Origin of the sequence: Shewanella sp. H8, assembly GCF_040285065.1 — a bacterium.
GTDB lineage: Bacteria > Pseudomonadota > Gammaproteobacteria > Enterobacterales > Shewanellaceae > Shewanella > Shewanella polaris.
Window position 1 is genome coordinate 1,493,588 of sequence record NZ_CP157213.1, and the last position, 20,332, is coordinate 1,513,919.

The following is a 20,332-nucleotide window of genomic DNA, read 5'->3' on the forward strand; positions in this document are numbered from 1 at the left end:
ATAATAAGTAAATTGAAAAATAAGGAGTCCATTGGACTCCTTTTTTCGTATTAGCCATTGAAACTGATAACATCACCCCAATATAATCAGTATTAAGTCTTTTCATTAAACGGAATCGAGCCATGACCCAAGAGCGTGAAGCGCATATCGAACTCCCCGTATTACCACTGCGAGATGTGGTAGTTTACCCACATATGGTAATTCCGCTATTCGTAGGACGGGAAAAATCCATTCGTTGCCTAGAATCGGCAATGGAACAAGACAAGCAAATTTTATTGGTTGCCCAAAGAGATGCAGATCTTGATGAACCAACTAAGGACGATATTTTTGATATTGGTACAGTAGCCTCTATTTTACAACTACTGAAGTTACCTGACGGCACTGTGAAAGTATTGGTTGAAGGCGGTCAACGAGCCAAAATCAAAAAGTACACTCAAGAAGAAGAATTCTTCGTTGCAACAGCCGAATACCTCGAGTCAGAACAATTAAGTGACAAAGAGGAAGAAGTGTTAGTTCGCAGCGCGATTGGCCAGTTTGAAGGTTACATCAAGCTGAATAAAAAAATTCCGCCTGAGGTGTTAACTTCACTTTCTGGTATTGATGAAGCGGCTCGTTTAGCTGACACCATGGCCGCACATATGCCATTGAAGCTAGAAGATAAGCAATCTGTACTTGAGATGATAAATGTCGGCGAGCGTCTTGAATATTTAATGGCGATGATGGAATCGGAAATCGACTTGTTACAAGTTGAAAAACGTATCCGTACTCGCGTTAAAAAGCAGATGGAAAAAAGTCAGCGCGAATATTATTTGAATGAGCAAATGAAGGCTATTCAAAAAGAATTAGGCGATATTGACGAAACTCATGACGAATTTGAAGTGCTGGCGCGTAAGATTGAAGAAGCTGGCATGCCAAGTGATGCAAAAGAGAAAGCCTCTGCTGAGTTAAATAAGCTCAAAATGATGTCGCCAATGTCTGCTGAAGCTACCGTTGTTCGTAGTTACGTAGATTGGATGACTTCAGTACCTTGGAAACAACGCTCTAAAATTAAGCGTGACTTAGCTAAGGCGCAAGAAGTACTTGATGCCGATCATTATGGGCTTGAAAAAGTCAAAGAACGTATCCTTGAGTATTTAGCCGTTCAAAGTCGTGTTAAACAACTTAAAGGACCTATCTTGTGTCTAGTTGGACCTCCAGGTGTGGGTAAAACCTCACTGGGTCAATCTATTGCTAGAGCTACTGGGCGTAAATATGTACGCGTTGCATTAGGTGGAGTTCGTGATGAAGCGGAAATTCGTGGTCATCGCCGTACTTATATTGGTTCAATGCCAGGTAAAGTCATTCAGAAAATGGCTAAAGTGGGTGTGAAAAACCCATTATTCTTACTCGATGAAATCGATAAGATGAGCTCAGATATGCGCGGCGATCCATCGTCAGCATTATTAGAAGTGCTCGATCCAGAACAGAATGCAACGTTTAACGATCATTATCTCGAAGTCGATTACGACTTATCTGATGTCATGTTTGTTGCTACGTCAAACTCAATGGATATTCCTGGCCCTTTACTTGACCGTATGGAAGTGATTCGTTTAGCGGGTTATACCGAAGATGAAAAGCTTAATATTGCAAAACAACATTTATTGAATAAGCAAATTGAACGTAACGGCCTTAAAGCAAAAGAAATCAAGGTTGATGACAGCGCTATTTTAGGGATTATTCGTTATTACACTCGTGAAGCAGGTGTGCGTTCATTAGAGCGTGAATTATCGAAGATTTGCCGTAAAGTGGTTAAGCATATTTTACTCGATAAAACGGTTAAAGTTGTTGAGGTTAACCAGGATAACTTAAAGTCATTCCTAGGTGTCCAACGTTTTGATTTTGGTAAAGCTGAATCGAACAACCAAATCGGCCAAGTAACCGGTCTGGCATGGACTCAGGTCGGTGGTGATTTATTAACAATCGAAGCTACTTCAGTTGCAGGCAAAGGTAAATTAACTTATACCGGTTCGCTGGGCGATGTGATGAAAGAGTCGATTCAAGCGGCAATGACAGTGGTACGAGCTCGCGCAGAAAATCTTGGTATTAATAATGATTTTTATGAAAAGCGTGATATTCATGTGCATGTACCAGAAGGTGCGACACCAAAAGATGGTCCATCTGCGGGTGCAGCAATGTGTACCGCGTTAGTGTCTAGTTTAACCGGTAATCCAGTACGCAGTGATGTTGCTATGACCGGTGAAATTACGCTTCGTGGTGAAGTTTTGCCGATTGGTGGTTTGAAAGAAAAGCTATTAGCAGCCCATCGTGGTGGAATTAAACATGTGTTAATTCCTAAAGAAAATGAACGTGATTTGGAAGAAATTCCCGAAAATGTGATTGCTGACTTAACCATTCACCCGGTTCGCTGGATCGATGAAGTGCTAAAATTGGCGCTTGAACGACCAGTTGAAGGCTTTGAAGTGGTTAAAAAGTAGCTTGTTAGTTAAAAATTTGCTGTAGAGCATAAAAAAAGTGAAAAAAGGGGCTTAACAAAACGCTGACCTGTGGTAGCCTAGGTCTGTGGAGAGTCAGACGCACCAAGCCCTTGGGGCATCTGACACTGAGCTGTATCCAATATCATTTTTTTGGTTTTCATACTAAGTTTGGTGCGTTATCAGACTTTTTAACATAAAGCCTCCGCAGACCGCTCTAAACACGGATTAGGTTGCGGCGCGACAATAACATTCAAGGGGATGACATGAACAAATCTGAACTAATCGAGAAAATCGCATCTGGTGCTGATATTTCTAAAGCGGCTGCAGGTCGCGCACTAGATTCTTTTATCGCTGCGGTTACTGAAGGTCTTAAAGATGGCGATAAAATTTCTCTAGTTGGTTTTGGTACATTTGAAGTGCGTCAACGTGCTGAACGTACTGGCCGTAACCCACAAACGGGTCAAGAAATTAAAATTGCTGCTGCGAACATTCCTGCGTTCAAAGCTGGCAAATCGTTAAAAGACGCTGTTAATTAATTATTAACAACGTGCCTTTGTAAGGCATTCGTAAAATAAGCACTGCTTAGGCGGTGCTTTTTACGAAAAGCAATATTGTTATGCATTGCATAGCACATATTGGGAGTATTGGGTTTTACCCGTGGTAGCGTCTGATAACTCCATATAATTTACAATAAGGCGCATTCACAAGGTGATGCGCCTTTTTATTTTATTAATCGCAACAAGCGAGAATTCAGATGTTAGAAAAAATTCGTGAAGGTTCACAGGGGATTGTTGCTAAAACAATTCTAGTACTTGTGATACTTTCTTTTGCTTTTGCCGGTGTGAGCAGTTATTTAGGCTCAAACACAGGTGTTCCTGCCGCAGTTGTTAATGGTGATGAAATTGGTGCCAACGACTTAGAGCAGGCTTTTCAAAATGAACGCTCACGTATTGAGCAACAGCTAGGCGAAATGTTTGCAACATTAGCGGCTGACGAAACTTACATGAATGGCATTAAGCAAGGCGTATTAGATCGCTTAATTGCTGATAAACTCATTGATCAAGCGGCCAATAAGTTGGGCTTGCGTGTATCTGATGATCAAATTAAACAAGCTATTCTCCAAGAGACAGCGTTTCAAACTGATGGTCAATTTGATAATGAACGTTATTTAGCCGTTTTGCGTCAGTTAGGTTACCAAACCACAAGCTTTAGAAACATGATGCGTGTTGATATGACGCGTCGTCAGTTATTAAATGCCCTTGTAGGCAGTGAGTTTGTTCTCGATGGTGAAGCTAAGCAGCTTGCAGAAGTTCAAGGTCAAACTCGAGATATTCGTTATTTAGTTGTCGACTCAACACCTTTCTTGTCAAGCGTGTCGGTGTCAGATGAAGAAGCTAAAACCTATTACGACGCTAACTTATCGCAGTACATGAGCCCTGAAAAAGTCAGTCTAGAGTATGTTGAATTAAATGTTGCTGACATGGCGAAAAATAGCGAAACTTCTGCTGAAGAAGTGCTCGCGTATTACAACGATAACAAAGCACAATATCAAACTGCTGAAAAACGTCTTGCTGCACATATTTTTGTTGCAGCAACTGACGACGACAGCGCTGATAAAGCCAAAGCTGACGCCATAGAAGCCAAGTTAACAGCGGGTGAAGACTTTGCTGAAGTGGCAAAAACTGATTCTGACGATAAACTCAGTGCTCAGCAAGGCGGTAAGTTAGATTGGTTTGAACAAGGCGTAATGGACCCTGCCTTTGATGAGGCTCTTTTTGGTTTGCAAAAAGATCAAGTATCATCAATTGTTAAAAGTGACTTTGGTTACCACATTATCAAGCTGCTTGATTTACAAGCCAGCCAAGCAACTGCTTTTGAAGATGTGAAAGCAAAAATTGTTGCTCAGTTGCAAGAAAAGAAAGCCCTTGATGTGTTCTATGGTTTACAAACTAAATTAGCCGATACCAGTTACGAAATCCCAGATACATTAGCTGAAACTGCGCAAGCCGTTAATGCTAAAGTGCAAACAACAGAGTTGTTTTCTCGTGATGACGTACCAGCTCAGTTTAATAATCCTGAGTTCATCAAAGCAGCATTTTCTGATCAGGTTTTAGCCAGCGGTTTGAATAGTGATGTGATTGAACTTGCACCAAACCATGTTGTGGTTATTCGCTTGAAAAGTCATCAAACTGCCGGTACCTTAAGTTTTGCTGATGTAAAAGCAGGTATTGTTGAGCGTTTGAAGCAAGACAAAGCTAATGAAGGTGCTCGCGATAAAGCTGCCGAATATATGGCGCAGTTAAAAGCAGGCAATAACACCTTAACCGGTGCCTCATTAACAACCTTAACTAAATTAGGTCGCTTTAATCAGGATATCGATCAAGCTATCACCAATAAAGCATTCAAAATCGCTGCTCCTGCTGAAAATAATGTCACTATTGACACTGCAGCATTAGCGACAGGTTATGCGGTTATTGTGGTTGATAAAGTCAATAAAGCTGAAGGCATTAATGACAACTTAATTAATACGCTTAAACAACGTATCGCACCTCAATACAGCGAAGCTGATTATCGTGCCGTGGTTGCCTCACTTAAAGCTGATGCTGAAATTGAGTATCCAGTTGCCGACTAATTAAGTCGTCGCAGCAGATGAAATACAAAAAAGACCTAGGCTCACGTCTAGGTCTTTTTGTTTGTAAGGGATATGAGATATGAGTCATATAGCAAAACATCAATCTAGTGAATTGTTTGTGTTATCACACTACAGCGATGATTTATTCGAATCGATCAAGGGCGTGGCTTTACAGTTCAAACATATTACTTTCGAACGCTGCCATTTTACCCAATGTGATTTTAGTCAAAGTGATTTCTATCATTGTCATTTTATTGAGTGTGTTTTTAGCCAATGTAATTTAAGCGTACTCTCAGTGGTTGCCACAGAGTTTGATGATGTTATGTTTAGCGACAGTAAAGCCATAGGTATTGATTGGACTAAAGCTCAGTGGCCGCAATTTATGACTCAAACCACGATTAAGTTCGAACGATGTTTGCTCAATGGCAGTAATTTTTATTCACTGCATTTACCCGAGATTTCACTTATTGACTGTCGTGCCCATGATGTCGACTTTAGAGAAGCTAATTTAAGCAAAGCAGATTTTCGTTTGACCGATTTTAATTTAAGCCAATTTAGTCATACCAATCTAACGGAGGCAAATTTTACAGATGCGTTGAATTATCAAATTGATATTACCACTAATAACGTTAAGCAAGCCATATTCAGCCGGTTTGAAGCCATGAGTTTGTTAGAGGGCTTGGATATTCAATTGGTCGACTAGCGTACATAGTTATACTTTTTTAATAAAAAAATCCGTTTTATTGCATGTATACAAACAACACGTTAATTTACATTAGTTATGCTAAATAATCAGTTGTGACCATTTTATCCAAAAGGAGAGGGCATGAGCCACAGACTTGATCAGGCATTTGAGCGTGCGTTAGCCTATTTAGATCAACACTTAAATGAACCTTTTGAGCTACAAGCGTTGGCCGATATTGCCCAAATCCCGCGATGTCATTTCGACCCATTGTTTATTGCGCTGTACCATATGTCTATTGATGCTTACGTTGAACTGCTAAAAAGCCTAGAAGCTGCCCATTTATTAGGGTTTGGTCAGCAAGTTTCTCTGGTCACTATAGCGGCTAAATTGGGGTATTGTAATGAGCAGCACTTTATCGAGTCGTTTACTCGCAGTATTGGTCAAAGCCCTGAATCGTTTCAGCAAGCGCCTGATTGGGGCAATTTTTTCGCTAAGCAGCAACCGCTTAAATCATTTCAAGCAGACGTTAGTCAGCAAAATAAGCCATCTTACTCGGTTGAGGTCGTATCGTTTGATGAGCAAACATTAGCGGTGATGGAGCATCTCGGTGATCCGGCTTTATTACCTCAAACCATTGGGCTGTTTATTGATTGGCGTCGACAGCATGGCTTATCTCCTAATAGCTGTAGAACCTTTAACCTGCTTTACTCAACCCCTGAGTTATCTGTTAAAACGCAATATCGAATCGATATAGGTGTATCGTTAAATACCGAAACACAAGCCAAGTTGAACCCTTTAGCGTCAGAGTTGAGTCAGATTAAGTTCAAATCAATCCCTCAAGGACGATGTGCGATGATTAAATACAGTGGTGATGATAATAATGGTATTGCGGCGGTAATAACCTATCTGTATCGCGATTGGGTTAATGCTAACGATGTGACGTTAAGAGATTTTCCGGTGTATTTAGAACGATTCGATATTGGTGAAAATGAGTTTGCGAATCATGAGCCAATACAACCGGTATATCCACAACATATGCTCATTTATTTACCTATTGTTTAACACAAGCAGGTAAGCCTTGATGTGTTCATCATTGAGTTAGATTAATGAGTATTATAAAAACAATATCGTTGAATTTAGTCCTGAAATACATCAGGTAATAAAACGATTGTTTATCTCTGCTTAGCCATATGACATCTTGATGCACGCTAATAAAAAAGCCATAATTTAGAAAATTATGGCTTTTCGTTGCAACACTTGTTGAAGTTGAGCTTATAACTCAATTACATCAAATGTCACACTAGGATCAACTTCAGCTTCATAATCAATACCATCAATACCAAAACCGAACAGTTTTAAAAACTCTTCTTTGTATTCATCGTAGTCAGTGAGTTCGCTTAAATTTTCGGTGGTCACTAGTGGCCATAAATCTCGACAATGTTGTTGGATTTCTTCTCGAAGCTCCCAATCATCAAGGCGTAAACGGTTTTCGTCATCTACGGCTGGTGCTTGGCCATCAACGCGATATAAACGCTCACTGAACAAACGATAAATTTGCTCAATACAGCCTTCATGTAAGCCTTCTTGGCGCATTTTCTTAAACACCATAGCGATATACAACGGCATTACTGGAATAGCTGAACTGGCTTGAGTGACTACGCTTTTAAGTACCGCAACATTAGCAGAACCACCAGTAGCAGATAATTTGGCGTCAAGTGCGTGGGCTGCACGGTCTAAATCCATTTTGGCTTTACCTAAGGCGCCATGCCAATAAATAGGCCAAGTCAATTCGGTACCAATGTAGCTATAGGCAACCGTTTTGCAATTGTCTGCTAATACGCCAGCATCACTTAGCGCACTCATCCATAATTCCCAATCTTGGCCACCCATTACTGTAACGGTATCAACAATTTCTTGCTCAGTAGCTGGCTCTACAGAGGTATCAATAATGGTGTTTTTGTTAGTATCAACAGCCGTGGCAGTATACGTTTGACCAATTGGCTTAAGTGATGAACGGATTACTTCACCAGTGTCTGGCAATTTACGTACTGGAGAAGCCAGTGAGTAAACCACCATGTCGATTTGACCTAAATCTTGCTTGATCAACTCAATGACTTTTTGTTTTGCTTGATGGCTAAAGGCATCACAGTTAATGCTTTTTGAATACAAGCCTTCTGCTTTTGCAAATTTATCAAATGCAGCAGTGTTGTACCAACCTGCGGTACCAGGCTTAGTTTCAGAGCTCGGTTTTTCGAAAAACACCCCGATGGTAGCAGCGTCGCTACCAAATGCTGAAGTGATACGTGACGAAAGACCATAACCACTTGAAGACCCGACAACTAATACTTTTTTAGGCCCATTAGCAATTTTGCCTTTGGCTTTAATGACTTCGATTTGTTCTTTTACGTTTGCTTCACAGCCTACAGGATGAGTAGTGGTACAAATAAAGCCACGAATTTTAGGTTTAATAATCATATTTAAGCTTCTTCCTTTAACATTGGCTCTAGGATAAATAGTTCGACGGTCAAATGGCACTCATTTTTGCTAAAAACCCCTCAAAATGGCAGTGGTTGGAGCAGTTTAGCGTTTTTGCATGAATTGACTTTGTTCTTGAATGAGTCGCTGGGTGTATTCGTGTTGAGGTGCATTAAATAAGGCTTCCGTGGTGGTTTTTTCTACCACATGACCATTTTGCAAAACCATTACTTTGTCACTGACATGACGGACAATATTGAGGTTATGTGACACAAAAATATACGATAGCCCCATTTCTTGTTGTAATTTTAATAATAGATTAACTATTTGCGAACGGACCGATAGATCTAATGCCGTTAGGGCTTCGTCGGCAATAATGATTTTGGGATTAAGCATTAATGCTCGCGCAACGGCTACACGTTGTTTTTGTCCCTCGGAAATCATGTGGGGATAAAAATCTGCATGTTCGGGTAATAAACCGACTTTTCTTAAGGTCTCAATAACTAATACTTTTCGTTCATGTGAATTTAATTGGGTATTAAATCTCAATGGTTCTTTAAGTAAGTTGCCAATCGACAATCGCGGATTAAGCGAGGTGGTTGGATCTTGAAAAATCATTCGAATTAAACGACAACGTTGTTTTAAGTTCCGTGCATCTAAGGCTTCACCTTCGAAGAATATTTCGCCACCACTTCGTTGTTCTGCACCGACTAAAATGCGGGCGAGGGTGCTTTTACCAGAACTCACCGAACCTATAATAGCCATGGTTTCACCTTGACCCAGTTCAAATGAAATGGGCGCTAATGCTTCATAGTATTGTGGTTTAAAGTGCTTATAACCGGTTAAGTATTGTTTACTTAACCCGTCAACTTTAAGCAATGGTGTCGTCATCTTCTTGCTCACTTTTGTAAGGGAAATGGCAGGCGAAATAGCGATCTTTAATATGTTCAAGATTAGGCTGTTTTACGCATTTTCGTTGTGCCTCTGGACAACGAGGACCGAGTCGGCAACCAGCAGGTAAATGCTGTAAAGAGGGAGCTGAACCAGGCAGAGTTGGTAGTTTAGCCTTATGACGCATTTTTGCTGTATGTTCAGGTAGATTTTTAAATAATGCCCGTGTATATGGATGGTACGGCATAGCTATTATTTGTTTAACCGGTCCAGACTCCATTACCTGGCCGCTATACAAAATCGTTAAGTTATCACACCAATGCACCATGGTTTCAAGCTCGTGGCTAACTAATAAAATAGACACATTTTGTAATTGATTGAGTTGGGATAATAATCTAAAAATTTGCGCTTGAGTATTGAGCTCCATTGAATTGGTTGGTTCATCAGCAATGAGCAGTTTAGGATGATTGGCAACGGCCATGGCGATCATGACTTTTTGACATTCTCCTTCAGACAATTCCCACGGGAAACGCTTCATTAATTGTTTCGGTTTTTTAATGCCGACTTTATGTAACCATTTTAGCGAGTTTAAATAAGTATCTCGTCCGCGGCGCCAAAAAGGAATATTTTTATTGGTCACTAGGGCTTCAATCAATTGACTACCAATGGTTTTAACTGGATCTAAACTGCCGGAAGGATCTTGGAAAATCATCGCTATTTCGGTGCCCATTAAACAACGTCGTTGTTTAGCACTCATTTCTAATAAATTTTTTCCATCCCACATCATTCGGTCGGCTATAACATGCCAATTAGGGCCTAGAACACCTAAAATTGCTTTAGCAAATAGACTTCGTCCTGAGCCTGATTCACCCACAAGCCCATGAATTTCGCCTGGATTAATAGTCAAACTGACTTTTTCAAGCACTTTGACCGTGCCCTCAGGTGTATCTAATTCAATGGTGAGATTACGAACATCGAGTAAAGGCATAGGTTAATTTCTTATCGGTGCGAGCGCAGAGCGTAAACCATCGCCGACTAAGTTGACCGATAATACGGTAAACAGAATCGCGACACCTGGAATTGTTACTGTCCAAGGGGCAAGTAATAAGTTATCAAGCCCTTGTGCCACCATCGCGCCCCATTCTGGACTAGGCGCTTGAGCACCGAGGTTTAAAAAGCCGAGTGCTGCAATATCTAATATTGCCGCTGATATGGCCATAGTGACCTGAATAATCACCACATCCCAGACATTGGGCATAATGACATACCAAAAAATTTGTAATGAGTTAGCACCATCTAATTTGGCTGCTGTAACATATTGTTTTTTATGCTCTTCATGGACCGCATTGTGAATAGTACGAACAAATTGCGGTACCATCGCAATCCCAACACCCCAAAATACATTATTAAGCCCTGGGCCCATCACAGCCACCACTAAAATGGCCATTAATAATGATGGTATCGATAGCAATGAATCAAGCAAGTGGCTTAAAATACTCGACTTTATGCCGCGCATCATCCCTGACAGGGAACCAATAATAAAACCGAAAAATAGCGATGTTGCCACCACTAATAATGACATACCAAACGTCAGTTGGACGCCGTGTAAGATGCGGCTAAAAATATCTCGTCCTAAATCATCAGTTCCTAGAAAGTGCTCTACTGTGCCTGCGGGATCCCATGATGGCGGTAATAGTAACACTTGCTGGTCTTGCATCTCGGGCGAATATGGCGCAATAAAAGGCGCGAAAATTGTGAGTGTTAATAAAAATATCACTGCCCACAAACCTATTACTGCGAAGGGGTTGGAGGAAAATGTTTGCCATATCCGCCAGAGAGGAGACTCAATATGGTCTTCTTGGTATATTTTAATTCGAGGCATACAATTCCTTTCTGCTCATTGGATTAATTGAGGTATGCAGCAAATCAATCAAAATACTTAACAATATAATCAATAATGAGACGGATAATATACCGGCTTGTATGACAGTATAATCTCGCTGGTAAATGCCCGAAACCAGCCAACTACCCACACCTGGCCATGAAAAAATAACTTCGACTACAATGCCATAACTAGCAAATGAACCTAGCATCAAGCCGATACTTTTTAACACTGGAATTAACGCATTAGGTAATGCATGACGAAATAATATTTTAGCTGTGTGCAAACCTCGAGCCTCTGCAGCGCGAATATAGGTTTGATTCATTACATTTAAAATAGCTTGTCGGGTAATCCTTACTATTAATGTGAAAGGCAGTACCGCTAAAGTGACCGCGGGTAATATCAAGTGGAGCAAGGCATCATGAAAAGCCGGAACGCGATAAGCTGAATCGGATAGTAAGGTGTCTACTAACATAAAGCCCGTTACAGGTTCTATTTCATAAAGTAAATTGATTTGACCTGAAATCGGTAGCCAGCCTAGATTAACTCCAAACCACATTGATAAGCTTAAACCAAGCCAAAATACCGGGATAGAGTAGCCTGTCAACGTAACGGCTAAAATACTATTTTGCAGTGCTTTATTGGTACTTAAGGCGGCCAGTATTCCAAGAGGAACGCCAAACACTGCAGCAATAAACCCAGAAAATAGTGATAATTCAAAAGATGCGGGTAATACCGCGGATAGCTCTTCTACTACTTCTTGTTGAGAGTTGCTCGAAATACCGAAATTACCCGACAAACGTTGACGTAAATAGGCGGTAAACTGTAACAATTGGTTATCATGTAATTGATAATCGTGTTCAATTTGTTGTTGTTGCTCGATTGTTGGGTACTGAATCCCCGACAATGAGTAGGCTTTACTGACAGGAAACTGGCCCGACGCCATAAATAGCACGGCGATCATTACCAGTGATGTGGCAATAAACAGGGTTATGCGACTAATAAGGTAACGCCACATTTATTGACTTCCCTCTATTGTTTGAGTTGTTCGGGCAAACGAAATACCGCCATAAGGTCTAATTTTCATTGTAGTGATATTACTCTTTTTCAACACAATTTTTTTAGCGTGGGCAAACGTTACCATAGGAACTTGATCGCTAATAATGGCTTCAGCGGACTGATAAAAAGCTTTACGTTCAGGCTGAGTTGATACCGTTTGTGCCTGTGTTAATAAATGTTCAAAATCTTTGTTACACCATCGAGAGCGGTTGTTGTTAGAGGCTAACGCTGCACAACTTAATAATGGGGTAAAAAAGTTATCTGGATCGCTGTTATCTGCATTCCAACCAATGAGCACCGAATCATAATTAGAACTGGCTAATTTTTGAGTAAACACACTCCAATCATAGCTAATAATATTCAGCTTGACCCCAATACGGGCTAAATCCGCTTGAATAAGTTCTGCGGTTTTCAGTGCGCTAGGATTATAAATTCGCGCCACTGGCATGGCCCATACATTAATTGATAAATTAGATATCCCCGCTTGTTGCAGTAATGCTTTGGCTTTTTCGGGGTTGTATTCATTAGGAGATAAGTTTTTTGAATAAGCCCAAGATGCTGGTGGTAAAACACCAGAGGCCTCAACAGCGGTATCGTTATAAACCACATCAAGAATATTATTTTTATCGATAGCATGTGCGAGTGCGCGTCTTACTCTTACATCATCTAATGGCGGCTTTTGGGTGTTAAAGGCCCAGAAGGCAACGTTTAATCCGGGCTTGGCATCAACAATAATGTCTTTATGTTGGTCAAGTATGGCTAACTCACCGGCTTTGGGTAATGCTGACACACTACAGTCACCAGTAATTAATTTGGCAATGCGGGCGGTACTTCTTGGCGTAATATCAAATACTAATTGATCGAGCTCGACCGTGGGTCCCCAATATACTGGATTCTTTTTATAGCGAATATATTCATTTTTAACATATTGGCTTAACTGAAAAGGTCCTGTGCCTACGGCGTAGTAGTCAATGTCTTCAGGGTTCCCTTGTGCTAAAAGTTGATAACCGTATTCCGCTGATAGCACTACTGCGAAATCGGTGGCGAGATTCGATAAAAAAGATGCGTCTTTACGGACTAGATGGAAGATGATTTGGTGATCGTCTACTTTTTCAATGGAGTCAATTAATTCGGCAAAACCAATGCTTTGAAAAAATGGATAACCCGTTCTACTGACTAAATGATATGGATGCAAAGTATCAATGATGCGATTAAATGAAAACAGCACATCGTCGGCATTAAAGTCTCTTGTGGGGGCAAAATGGTCCGTTCTATGAAAACTCACATGCTCACGCAGGGTAAATTGATAGCTTAAGCCATCATCGGATACCTGCCATGACGTTGCCAAGCCAGGAGTAATATCGGCTTTTTCTTGGCTGTAGTTAACTAATCGACTGTAAATTTGGTATGAGGTAGCATCAATAGTGGTGCCCGATGTCACAAGTTGTGGGTTAAAACTTTCGGGATTGCCTTCACTGCAATACACAAGACCTGGAGGCAATTGCACTGGTCCACATGCCGCCAACATGATGCTGGAGAGACATAAAGACATCAGCTGATAGCAGCGTTTTACTATAACAGGCATTGTGTGATCATATTTTATCGACGTTGAGTGGGCATTTTAACAGGGTTCAATGCATTGGGGCAATGAACATATCCGAGCTTGACTCAGCTCTTATCGAGTAAGTTGTATTTTTTCAAAATACCTCGGAGTTGATGGTAACTTAAGCCTAATAAATCTGCGGTTTTTTTCTGATTATACTGGCCCTCAGCCAATGCGCGTTGTAACAATTCTATTTCACTGTTTTCGGTGTATTCTTTAAAATCTATTGGGAATTCAATGCTATTAAGCACCACAGATGTTGTGGTGTTAATATTCGGTTCTGTCGGTTCAGACACCGCTGTTGGGACGTGTTCAGTGGGAGTGAATTGACGTTCGCGGGTTTTTACTCGGTTTACAGGACGATAGGGGGACGCAAAAGGATCCAAAATAATATGATCAATTTCTTGGCCATCCCCCCCTTCGCGATAGACACTTCGTTCGACGACATTTTTTAATTCGCGGATGTTGCCGGGCCAGCTATGCATCATTAATTGTTCTACCGCCAGTGGACTAAAACCACTAAAATATTCCAGTGATAGTTGTCTTGCCATGCTAACAGCAAAATATTCTGCCAATGGCATAATGTCTTCGGTGCGATGACGTAATGGTGGCAAGGTGATTACATCAAAGGCTAATCGATCGAGCAAATCGGCTCTAAACTCACCATTATCAGCCAAGGTTGGTAAATCTTCATTGGCGGCACAAATAAGCCGAACATCAGATTGAACGGTTTTACTGCCACCGACTCTTTCAAATTCACCATACTCGATAACGCGTAATAACTTTTCTTGGATTAATCCAGAGGTGTTGGCTAGTTCATCTAAAAAAAGTGTTCCGCCATCAGCACGTTCAAAACGGCCTTCGTGGCGACCCTTTGCGCCGGTAAATGCACCAGACTCATGGCCAAAAAGTTCACTTTCTAATAAATTTTCACTCAGGGAAGAACAATTGAGTTTAATAAAGCTTTGATCCCAACGAGGAGATAAGTAGTGTAGTCGTTCGGCTATGAGCTCTTTACCTGTGCCGCGCTCACCAATAATGAGCACCGGCTTAGATAATGGTGCGACTTTAGACACATGTTCTAATACTTCAAGTAATGCATTAGATTGGCCGATTAGATTATCTTGCTGGAATTGTTTGCTCAAAGTTAGTTTACTCGCAAAATTGTTAGTGAATTAGACTAATAATTAGTGAAAATCATAATAAATGGCTTGAGCATTAAAAGAAAGAAAAAGTTAAATATTTGTTTAAGTGCATGATGTTGTTGATTTTGTAAATGTTGGCACGTAATGTGTAATACCAACTGCGACAACCACGTTAATTTTAAGGAACACATTATGGGAATTTTCTCTCGCTTCGCAGATATCGTTAATTCAAATATTAGCGCAATACTTGATAAAGCCGAAGATCCAGAAAAAATGGTCCGTCTTATCATTCAAGAGATGGAAGATACACTTGTTGAAGTACGTTCAACCTCCGCTAAAGTATTGGCAGAGAAAAAAGAATTACTTCGCCGGATTGCTCGTGTTCAAGAGCAAGTTCAAGATTGGCAGAATAAAGCTGAGTTAGCCTTATCGAAAGATCGTGAAGACTTAGCTAAAGCCGCGTTGAGTGAAAAGCAAAAAACAGTGGGTTTATTGCACACACTTGAGATGGAACTGCAAGTTGTTGAAGAGCATGTTGCTCGATTAAAAGATGAAATCGCACAACTTCAAGAAAAATTGAATGATGCTCGTGCTCGTCAAAAAACCATCATTATGCGTAAGCAAACTGCCACTTCGCGTTTAGAAGTTAAAAAGCAGCTTGATTCAAGCAAAATCGATGATGCGATGATGAAGTTTGAACAATACGAACGTCGAGTTGAAGGACTTGAAGCACAAGTAGAATCATATGATTTAGGTAAAAAGAACGTTCTAGCTGACGAGTTTGCAGCATTAGAAGCAGAAGATTCTGTGAACGATGAATTAGCAGCATTAAAAGCAAAAATGAGTGCAAAAGCACAACCTAAATCTAAAGCGTAAATTTATTCAGAGGTGAGTTATGGATATGGATCTTCTTATTGCACCAATTATCATCTTTATGGTGGTTGTGGCACCTATCTGGTTGGTTCTTCATTATCGCAGTAAGCGACAGGTGAGCCAGGGGCTCACTGAGGAAGAATTTAATCAACTTAATGATTTAATTGCTAAAGCTGAAAAAATGAGTGGTCGCATCGAAACGTTAGAAGCGATTTTAGATACTGAATCACCGGAGTGGAGGGCAAAACATGGGCTCAGCTAATGGTCGTACTCTATACCGCAACCCCAAAAGTGGTAAAGTGGCTGGGGTGTGTTCAGGTATCGCTGATTACTTTAACTTTGAAACATGGCTAGTGCGCGTTATCGCTGTGTCTATATTGTTACTGGGTGGAACAGGAGTTGTGCTTGTTATTTATATCGCCTTATGGATGATATTAGATATTAAGCCTCTTAACTTAGCGCAAAAAGAGCAGCACAAAGATATTGAAATCAAAAAGAAAGTTTGGCAAGCGGGTGAGCCTGCAAAGCAAGCGTTGTTTGATGTTAATCGTCAGTTTAATGGATTAGAAATCCGCTTACGTCGACTCGAAGAACATGTCACCTCAGACAACTTTGATCTTAAACGCCAAATTAATAGTCTTTAATCCTTCTAATGGGCGGTTTACCGCCCTTGTTTTTGGGAGCCATTAGCCATCATGAGATTTTTAGATCGTTCCTTGTTTCACGTGACTCAAACCGCACAATCTTTGGTTCATCGTAGTACAGATCGTCATGTTAGGCTTGCTGTCACAGGGTTATCAGGAGCAGGTAAAACGGCGTTTATCAGCGGTTTAGTTAACCAGTTATTACATGCAGGGAAAAGTGTTCAACATAATCCCTTACCATTATGGCAAGTGGCCCGTGAAGGTCGATTAATTGCAGTTAACCGTGCCATGCAACCCGATTTAGACATTGCCAGTTTTGACTATAAAGGCGCAATGAATGCGTTAAGCTCATCACCTCCTCATTGGCCCGCTTCGACCAAAAACATTACCGAATTACGCTTAGCGATTAAGTATCAACCCCAACAAGGCTTGTTAGCCAAATTGACTAATACTGCCACCTTGTATGTGGATATTGTTGATTATCCTGGTGAGTGGTTACTTGACTTACCCATGCTGAAACAAGACTTTACTCAATGGTGTTTGTCGCAACAGGTTAATGTGGCGTGTTTACGTCATTCACCCTTATTTGCGGCATTTAATCAGACTGTAGAGCAGTTAGACTTAAGCCAACTAGCCGATGAACAGCAACTTAAGCACATTGCTGATTTGTATCAAAAATTGCTGGTTGATTTAGTTCGAGTGCAGGGTTTCTATCATGCTCAACCCGGGCGCATGCTGTTACCAGGCGAATATGAAAATACTCCGTTGCTGACATTCTTTCCGTTATTGTCACTAAGCCCAATTCAACATTCGGAATTGTCTGCAAGCCCAAGTGACTCAAGTTATCACGTACTTAAACGTCGTTATGAAGAGTATGTATCACAAGTGGTTAAGCCCTTTTATCGTGATTACTTTTCTCGCTTTGATCGTCAGTTAGTATTAGTTGATTGTTTAAATGCACTTAATCATGGTCAAGCTCAGTTTAATGATATGGGGCGCGCACTTAATAGCATTATGGAAAGCTTTCAATTTGGTCAGTCGAGTTTGATAAAACGTTTGTTTTCACCGCGGATTGATAAAGTACTATTTGCTGCTAGCCAAGTCGATCGAGTGACCCGTGATCAACAAAGTCATGTACTCAGTTTGTTAACCGCCATGCTGCAGCAAAGCCAGCATTACGCCAATTTTGAAGGCAGTGAAGTTGAAACCATGGCAATAAGTGCCATTAAAGCGACTCAACATGGAATGGTTAATGTAGAGGGTGTTCAACAAGAAGTGGTAAAAGGCACTGGGCTTGACGGTAAACAAGTGACTCTATATCCCGGGGATGTGCCTACATCATTACCCGATGCCGAATTTTGGCAACAACAAGGATTCAGTTTTAGCGCATTCTTACCGCCTAACTTGAGCCATATGGATGCAAATAATCCGCAATTTGAACATATTCGTCTCGATCATCTCTTAGAGTTCCTATTGGGCGATAAATTGTCTTAATCGCTTTATCCAGAGTAATCATTACAGCATTAATGTGAGCATGAGTTATGAATGAACCTACGAACAGTTCGTCAATAAAAAAATCCCAACTATTTACCGAATCAGATCTCATTGTCACTGAAGAAGCTCATTCGGCAGAAGAGCCTATCAAGCCGAACAAATCGTTCGACGATATTGACTTTATTTGTGATCAAAACTTAATAGAATTACCCGCTGAAATGGAAGACAGCATTAAACCAGTTAACGCCAAGCGGTGGTCAGTATTGGCAACATTATCGGTTATTAGTTTGGTGTTATTGGTTATAGTACAAACCGTGATGGGGTTAATTGACTCTTTCCAACAAAGCCCGTGGTTATTTGGGTTTTACGCGGTTGTGTTAGCCATTGTGAGCTTATGGGCGACAGTGGTTACTTTCAAAGAATGGCGTAAATTAGTTAATCTTAAAAAGGTAAGTGATCATCAAGATACTGCGGAGCGATTATCGCAAAGTATGCAAATGGGTGAAGCTAAAACGTTTTTGGCCCCAATACTGGCTAAATACCCTAATAACGAAGCCAAACAACAATATTTACAAGCCTGTAGTCATGAACATAACGATGCAGAAATCGTGTTGTTATTTGAAGACATCGTATTAACCGAACGTGATTTACTGGCTAAAAAACGTGTTAACCGCTTTGCTGCTGAGTCGGCATTATTATTGGCAGCAAGTCCGCTAGCGGCACTGGATATGGCTATTATTTTGTGGCGTAATCAAAAAATGATCAACGAAGTCGCTGCTATTTATGCTATCGAGTTGGGTTATTGGAGCCGGATAAAGCTTATTCGTAGCATTGTGGTGAATATTATTTATGCTGGCAGTACTGAGGTGATCACCGACTTAGGTACTCAGTTATTATCAGTTGAAATGACTGGTAAATTATCGGCTCGGATTGCTCAGGGGCTTGGTGGCGGTTTACTGACCGCCAGACTAGGTTATCAAGCAATGAACTTGTGTCGCCCAGTTGCTTTTAATAAAAAGAATAAGCCTAAGTTGTCCCACGTTCATCAACATTTACTGGGAGAATTAAAGCAGTTTACCTCGTCAATGATGGCAAAAAATAAATCTAAACAAACCCAGTCAGTCGATAATAGTGAATAAAAATTGTGTGGTTTTTTTGTACAATTCAACTTTTTTGACTACAGTTAGCTTTCGATTCAGAAACGATATGGCGTTCTGAATCGTTTGAGCTTGGTAATGGAGCAGGATGCATACCAACAAACTTAAGGAAGCAAAGGAGATTTTTTATGAAATTATCATTAACAGTAACGGCATTATTTGTGTGCTTATGTTGTTTTATCAGTAGTCATTCGCTCGCCGCAGATACGGCAAAGTCTGAATCCACCAAGAAAGTCACAAAAGTAATGGATAACAAATCAACCAATATGCAAAAGGTTAATATTAATAAGGCTAGTGCTCAAGAGTTACAAACACTCAAAGGTATTGGCCAAGCGAAAGCCAAAGCAATCGTTGATTATCGTACAAAAAATGGCAAATTTACTGATTTGCAACAGTTGACTATGGTGACTGGTATTGGCGAGAAGTTAGTTAATCAGAATAGCAAAAATATGAGTTTCTAAGTAATACCGCAATCAAAAACTAAAACGGAAGCAATTGCTTCCGTTTTTTGATATTTGCGAGTGTTTAATCCACCTGAATCAAGACTCATTACTGAGCGTTTAATGCTTGACCATTAGTGTCGATAGAGTCATCACCCATCAAAAATAAATAAGTTGGCATAATCTGTTCAGCTTTTTTTAATGTTTTCGGATCTTCGCCAGGATAAGCTTTTGCGCGCATTTCGGTGCGCGTTGCACCTGGATTAATACTATTCACTCGAACAGAAGTATTGTCACACTCATCTGCTAATACTTGCATCATTCCTTCGGTAGCAAATTTAGAAAAGGCATAAGGCCCCCAATAAGCACGACCCTTACGACCAACACCACTTGAAGTAAAGATAATTGAAGCGTGATCCGCTTTACGCATAATAGGTAATAACGATTTTGTCATAATGACTTGAGCGGTCACATTAACCTTTAAAATAGCTTCAAGAGAGGTTAAATCAATATGCTCAAATGGGCCTAATGCTCCCAGTTGAGATGCGTTATGCAACAAGCCATCTAAATGACCAAACTGTTCTACAATGGTATCAGCCATATCAATATAGTTTTGTTCTGTCGCACCGCTCATATCTAAAGGGACAATGGCTGGTTTTGGATAACCTGCATTTATTATTTCATCATATACGTTTTCTAGTTTTTTAACGGTCTTACCGAGCAAAATCACGGTTGCACCATGTTTGGCAAATTCGATAGATGCTGCACGGCCGATACCGTCACCTGCACCCGTAACTAAAATAGTTTTGTTATTGAGTAAATCTTTTGCTGCTTGATATTCCAACATGATTGGTTAATTCCTCTTGGCGCAATAGCCC

At 40.5% G+C, this 20,332-nt stretch carries 19 protein-coding genes; 11 read left to right on the forward strand and 8 right to left on the reverse strand.

What is annotated here, in order from left to right:
- Positions 1 to 122: 122 nt before the first annotated feature.
- The 5 genes from lon (at position 123) to ABIS04_RS06585 (ending at position 6,853) form a co-directional block, all read left to right on the forward strand.
- Positions 123 to 2,474: an endopeptidase La gene (lon, locus tag ABIS04_RS06565; RefSeq protein WP_137221579.1), complete on the forward strand. Its 2,352-nt coding sequence runs from the start codon at positions 123 to 125 to the stop codon at positions 2,472 to 2,474.
- Positions 2,475 to 2,737: 263 nt separating this feature from the next.
- Complete coding sequence (locus tag ABIS04_RS06570; RefSeq protein ID WP_137221577.1) at positions 2,738 to 3,010, forward strand: HU family DNA-binding protein; 273 nt, start codon at positions 2,738 to 2,740, stop codon at positions 3,008 to 3,010.
- Positions 3,011 to 3,228: 218 nt separating this feature from the next.
- Positions 3,229 to 5,106 carry a SurA N-terminal domain-containing protein gene (locus tag ABIS04_RS06575; RefSeq protein ID WP_140233807.1) on the forward strand — a complete coding sequence of 626 codons (1,878 nt, stop codon included), beginning with the start codon at positions 3,229 to 3,231 and terminating at the stop codon, positions 5,104 to 5,106.
- A gap of 79 nt (positions 5,107 to 5,185) precedes the next feature.
- Positions 5,186 to 5,809 (forward strand): pentapeptide repeat-containing protein, encoded by a 624-nt coding sequence (locus tag ABIS04_RS06580; protein WP_350432953.1) that lies wholly within the window; start codon positions 5,186 to 5,188, stop codon positions 5,807 to 5,809.
- 123 nt (positions 5,810 to 5,932) lie between these two features.
- Positions 5,933 to 6,853, forward strand: a complete 921-nt coding sequence (locus ABIS04_RS06585; RefSeq protein WP_350432954.1) for a GyrI-like domain-containing protein — start codon at positions 5,933 to 5,935, stop codon at positions 6,851 to 6,853.
- A gap of 210 nt (positions 6,854 to 7,063) precedes the next feature.
- Here the strand turns inward: ABIS04_RS06585 and fabV are convergent, their stop codons facing one another.
- The 7 genes from fabV to pspF all read right to left on the reverse strand — a co-directional run bounded on the left by fabV (position 7,064) and on the right by pspF (position 14,846).
- Complete coding sequence (gene fabV, locus ABIS04_RS06590; protein ID WP_350432955.1) at positions 7,064 to 8,266, reverse strand: enoyl-ACP reductase FabV; 1,203 nt, start codon at positions 8,264 to 8,266, stop codon at positions 7,064 to 7,066.
- 105 nt (positions 8,267 to 8,371) lie between these two features.
- Positions 8,372 to 9,157 carry an ATP-binding cassette domain-containing protein gene (locus ABIS04_RS06595; protein ID WP_137221567.1) on the reverse strand — a complete coding sequence of 262 codons (786 nt, stop codon included), beginning with the start codon at positions 9,155 to 9,157 and terminating at the stop codon, positions 8,372 to 8,374.
- Positions 9,138 to 10,145, reverse strand: coding sequence for an oligopeptide/dipeptide ABC transporter ATP-binding protein (locus ABIS04_RS06600; RefSeq protein WP_137221565.1), 1,008 nt, complete (start codon positions 10,143 to 10,145; stop codon positions 9,138 to 9,140). The genes ABIS04_RS06595 and ABIS04_RS06600 overlap by 20 nt, the downstream gene beginning before the upstream one ends.
- A gap of 3 nt (positions 10,146 to 10,148) precedes the next feature.
- On the reverse strand, positions 10,149 to 11,039 hold the full coding sequence (locus tag ABIS04_RS06605; protein ID WP_137221563.1) for an ABC transporter permease subunit: 891 nt from the start codon (positions 11,037 to 11,039) through the stop codon (positions 10,149 to 10,151).
- Positions 11,026 to 12,057 (reverse strand): ABC transporter permease, encoded by a 1,032-nt coding sequence (locus ABIS04_RS06610; RefSeq protein ID WP_137221561.1) that lies wholly within the window; start codon positions 12,055 to 12,057, stop codon positions 11,026 to 11,028. Before ABIS04_RS06610 ends, ABIS04_RS06605 begins: the two co-directional genes overlap by 14 nt.
- Complete coding sequence (locus ABIS04_RS06615) at positions 12,058 to 13,683, reverse strand: ABC transporter substrate-binding protein (protein ID WP_140233811.1); 1,626 nt, start codon at positions 13,681 to 13,683, stop codon at positions 12,058 to 12,060. It lies immediately after the preceding gene.
- 83 nt (positions 13,684 to 13,766) lie between these two features.
- Positions 13,767 to 14,846 (reverse strand): phage shock protein operon transcriptional activator, encoded by a 1,080-nt coding sequence (gene pspF, locus ABIS04_RS06620; protein WP_350432956.1) that lies wholly within the window; start codon positions 14,844 to 14,846, stop codon positions 13,767 to 13,769.
- 192 nt (positions 14,847 to 15,038) lie between these two features.
- Between pspF and pspA the strand changes: the two genes are divergently transcribed.
- The 6 genes from pspA (at position 15,039) to ABIS04_RS06650 (ending at position 19,475) form a co-directional block, all read left to right on the forward strand.
- Positions 15,039 to 15,722, forward strand: a complete 684-nt coding sequence (gene pspA, locus ABIS04_RS06625) for a phage shock protein PspA (RefSeq protein ID WP_137221554.1) — start codon at positions 15,039 to 15,041, stop codon at positions 15,720 to 15,722.
- A 19-nt stretch (positions 15,723 to 15,741) separates the two neighbouring features.
- Positions 15,742 to 15,981, forward strand: a complete 240-nt coding sequence (gene pspB, locus ABIS04_RS06630) for an envelope stress response membrane protein PspB (protein WP_137221552.1) — start codon at positions 15,742 to 15,744, stop codon at positions 15,979 to 15,981.
- Complete coding sequence (gene pspC, locus ABIS04_RS06635; RefSeq protein WP_137221550.1) at positions 15,968 to 16,363, forward strand: envelope stress response membrane protein PspC; 396 nt, start codon at positions 15,968 to 15,970, stop codon at positions 16,361 to 16,363. Before pspB ends, pspC begins: the two co-directional genes overlap by 14 nt.
- A gap of 51 nt (positions 16,364 to 16,414) precedes the next feature.
- A complete protein-coding gene (locus ABIS04_RS06640; RefSeq protein WP_350432957.1) occupies positions 16,415 to 17,857 on the forward strand; it encodes a YcjX family protein in 1,443 nt (480 codons plus the stop codon).
- Positions 17,858 to 17,904: 47 nt separating this feature from the next.
- Positions 17,905 to 18,996, forward strand: coding sequence for a TIGR01620 family protein (locus ABIS04_RS06645; protein WP_350432958.1), 1,092 nt, complete (start codon positions 17,905 to 17,907; stop codon positions 18,994 to 18,996).
- A 146-nt stretch (positions 18,997 to 19,142) separates the two neighbouring features.
- Complete coding sequence (locus ABIS04_RS06650; RefSeq protein ID WP_140233815.1) at positions 19,143 to 19,475, forward strand: ComEA family DNA-binding protein; 333 nt, start codon at positions 19,143 to 19,145, stop codon at positions 19,473 to 19,475.
- Positions 19,476 to 19,563: 88 nt separating this feature from the next.
- Here the strand turns inward: ABIS04_RS06650 and ABIS04_RS06655 are convergent, their stop codons facing one another.
- The gene (locus ABIS04_RS06655) at positions 19,564 to 20,301 is read right to left on the reverse strand and encodes a YciK family oxidoreductase (RefSeq protein ID WP_140233816.1); all 738 of its coding nucleotides are present in this window, start codon (positions 20,299 to 20,301) and stop codon (positions 19,564 to 19,566) included.
- Positions 20,302 to 20,332 lie beyond the last annotated feature (31 nt).

Bases quoted from the DNA above. Each gene is read 5' to 3' on its own strand.
- lon (WP_137221579.1), top strand. From the start codon at position 123: ATGACCCAAGAGCGTGAAGCGCATATCGAACTCCCCGTATTACCACTG.
- ABIS04_RS06570 (WP_137221577.1), top strand. From the start codon at position 2,738: ATGAACAAATCTGAACTAATCGAGAAAATCGCATCTGGTGCTGATATT.
- ABIS04_RS06575 (WP_140233807.1), top strand. From the start codon at position 3,229: ATGTTAGAAAAAATTCGTGAAGGTTCACAGGGGATTGTTGCTAAAACA.
- ABIS04_RS06580 (WP_350432953.1), top strand. From the start codon at position 5,186: ATGAGTCATATAGCAAAACATCAATCTAGTGAATTGTTTGTGTTATCA.
- ABIS04_RS06585 (WP_350432954.1), top strand. From the start codon at position 5,933: ATGAGCCACAGACTTGATCAGGCATTTGAGCGTGCGTTAGCCTATTTA.
- fabV (WP_350432955.1), bottom strand. From the start codon at position 8,266: ATGATTATTAAACCTAAAATTCGTGGCTTTATTTGTACCACTACTCAT.
- ABIS04_RS06595 (WP_137221567.1), bottom strand. From the start codon at position 9,157: ATGACGACACCATTGCTTAAAGTTGACGGGTTAAGTAAACAATACTTA.
- ABIS04_RS06600 (WP_137221565.1), bottom strand. From the start codon at position 10,145: ATGCCTTTACTCGATGTTCGTAATCTCACCATTGAATTAGATACACCT.
- ABIS04_RS06605 (WP_137221563.1), bottom strand. From the start codon at position 11,039: ATGCCTCGAATTAAAATATACCAAGAAGACCATATTGAGTCTCCTCTC.
- ABIS04_RS06610 (WP_137221561.1), bottom strand. From the start codon at position 12,057: ATGTGGCGTTACCTTATTAGTCGCATAACCCTGTTTATTGCCACATCA.
- ABIS04_RS06615 (WP_140233811.1), bottom strand. From the start codon at position 13,683: ATGCCTGTTATAGTAAAACGCTGCTATCAGCTGATGTCTTTATGTCTC.
- pspA (WP_137221554.1), top strand. From the start codon at position 15,039: ATGGGAATTTTCTCTCGCTTCGCAGATATCGTTAATTCAAATATTAGC.
- pspB (WP_137221552.1), top strand. From the start codon at position 15,742: ATGGATATGGATCTTCTTATTGCACCAATTATCATCTTTATGGTGGTT.
- pspC (WP_137221550.1), top strand. From the start codon at position 15,968: ATGGGCTCAGCTAATGGTCGTACTCTATACCGCAACCCCAAAAGTGGT.
- ABIS04_RS06640 (WP_350432957.1), top strand. From the start codon at position 16,415: ATGAGATTTTTAGATCGTTCCTTGTTTCACGTGACTCAAACCGCACAA.
- ABIS04_RS06645 (WP_350432958.1), top strand. From the start codon at position 17,905: ATGAATGAACCTACGAACAGTTCGTCAATAAAAAAATCCCAACTATTT.
- ABIS04_RS06650 (WP_140233815.1), top strand. From the start codon at position 19,143: ATGAAATTATCATTAACAGTAACGGCATTATTTGTGTGCTTATGTTGT.
- ABIS04_RS06655 (WP_140233816.1), bottom strand. From the start codon at position 20,301: ATGTTGGAATATCAAGCAGCAAAAGATTTACTCAATAACAAAACTATT.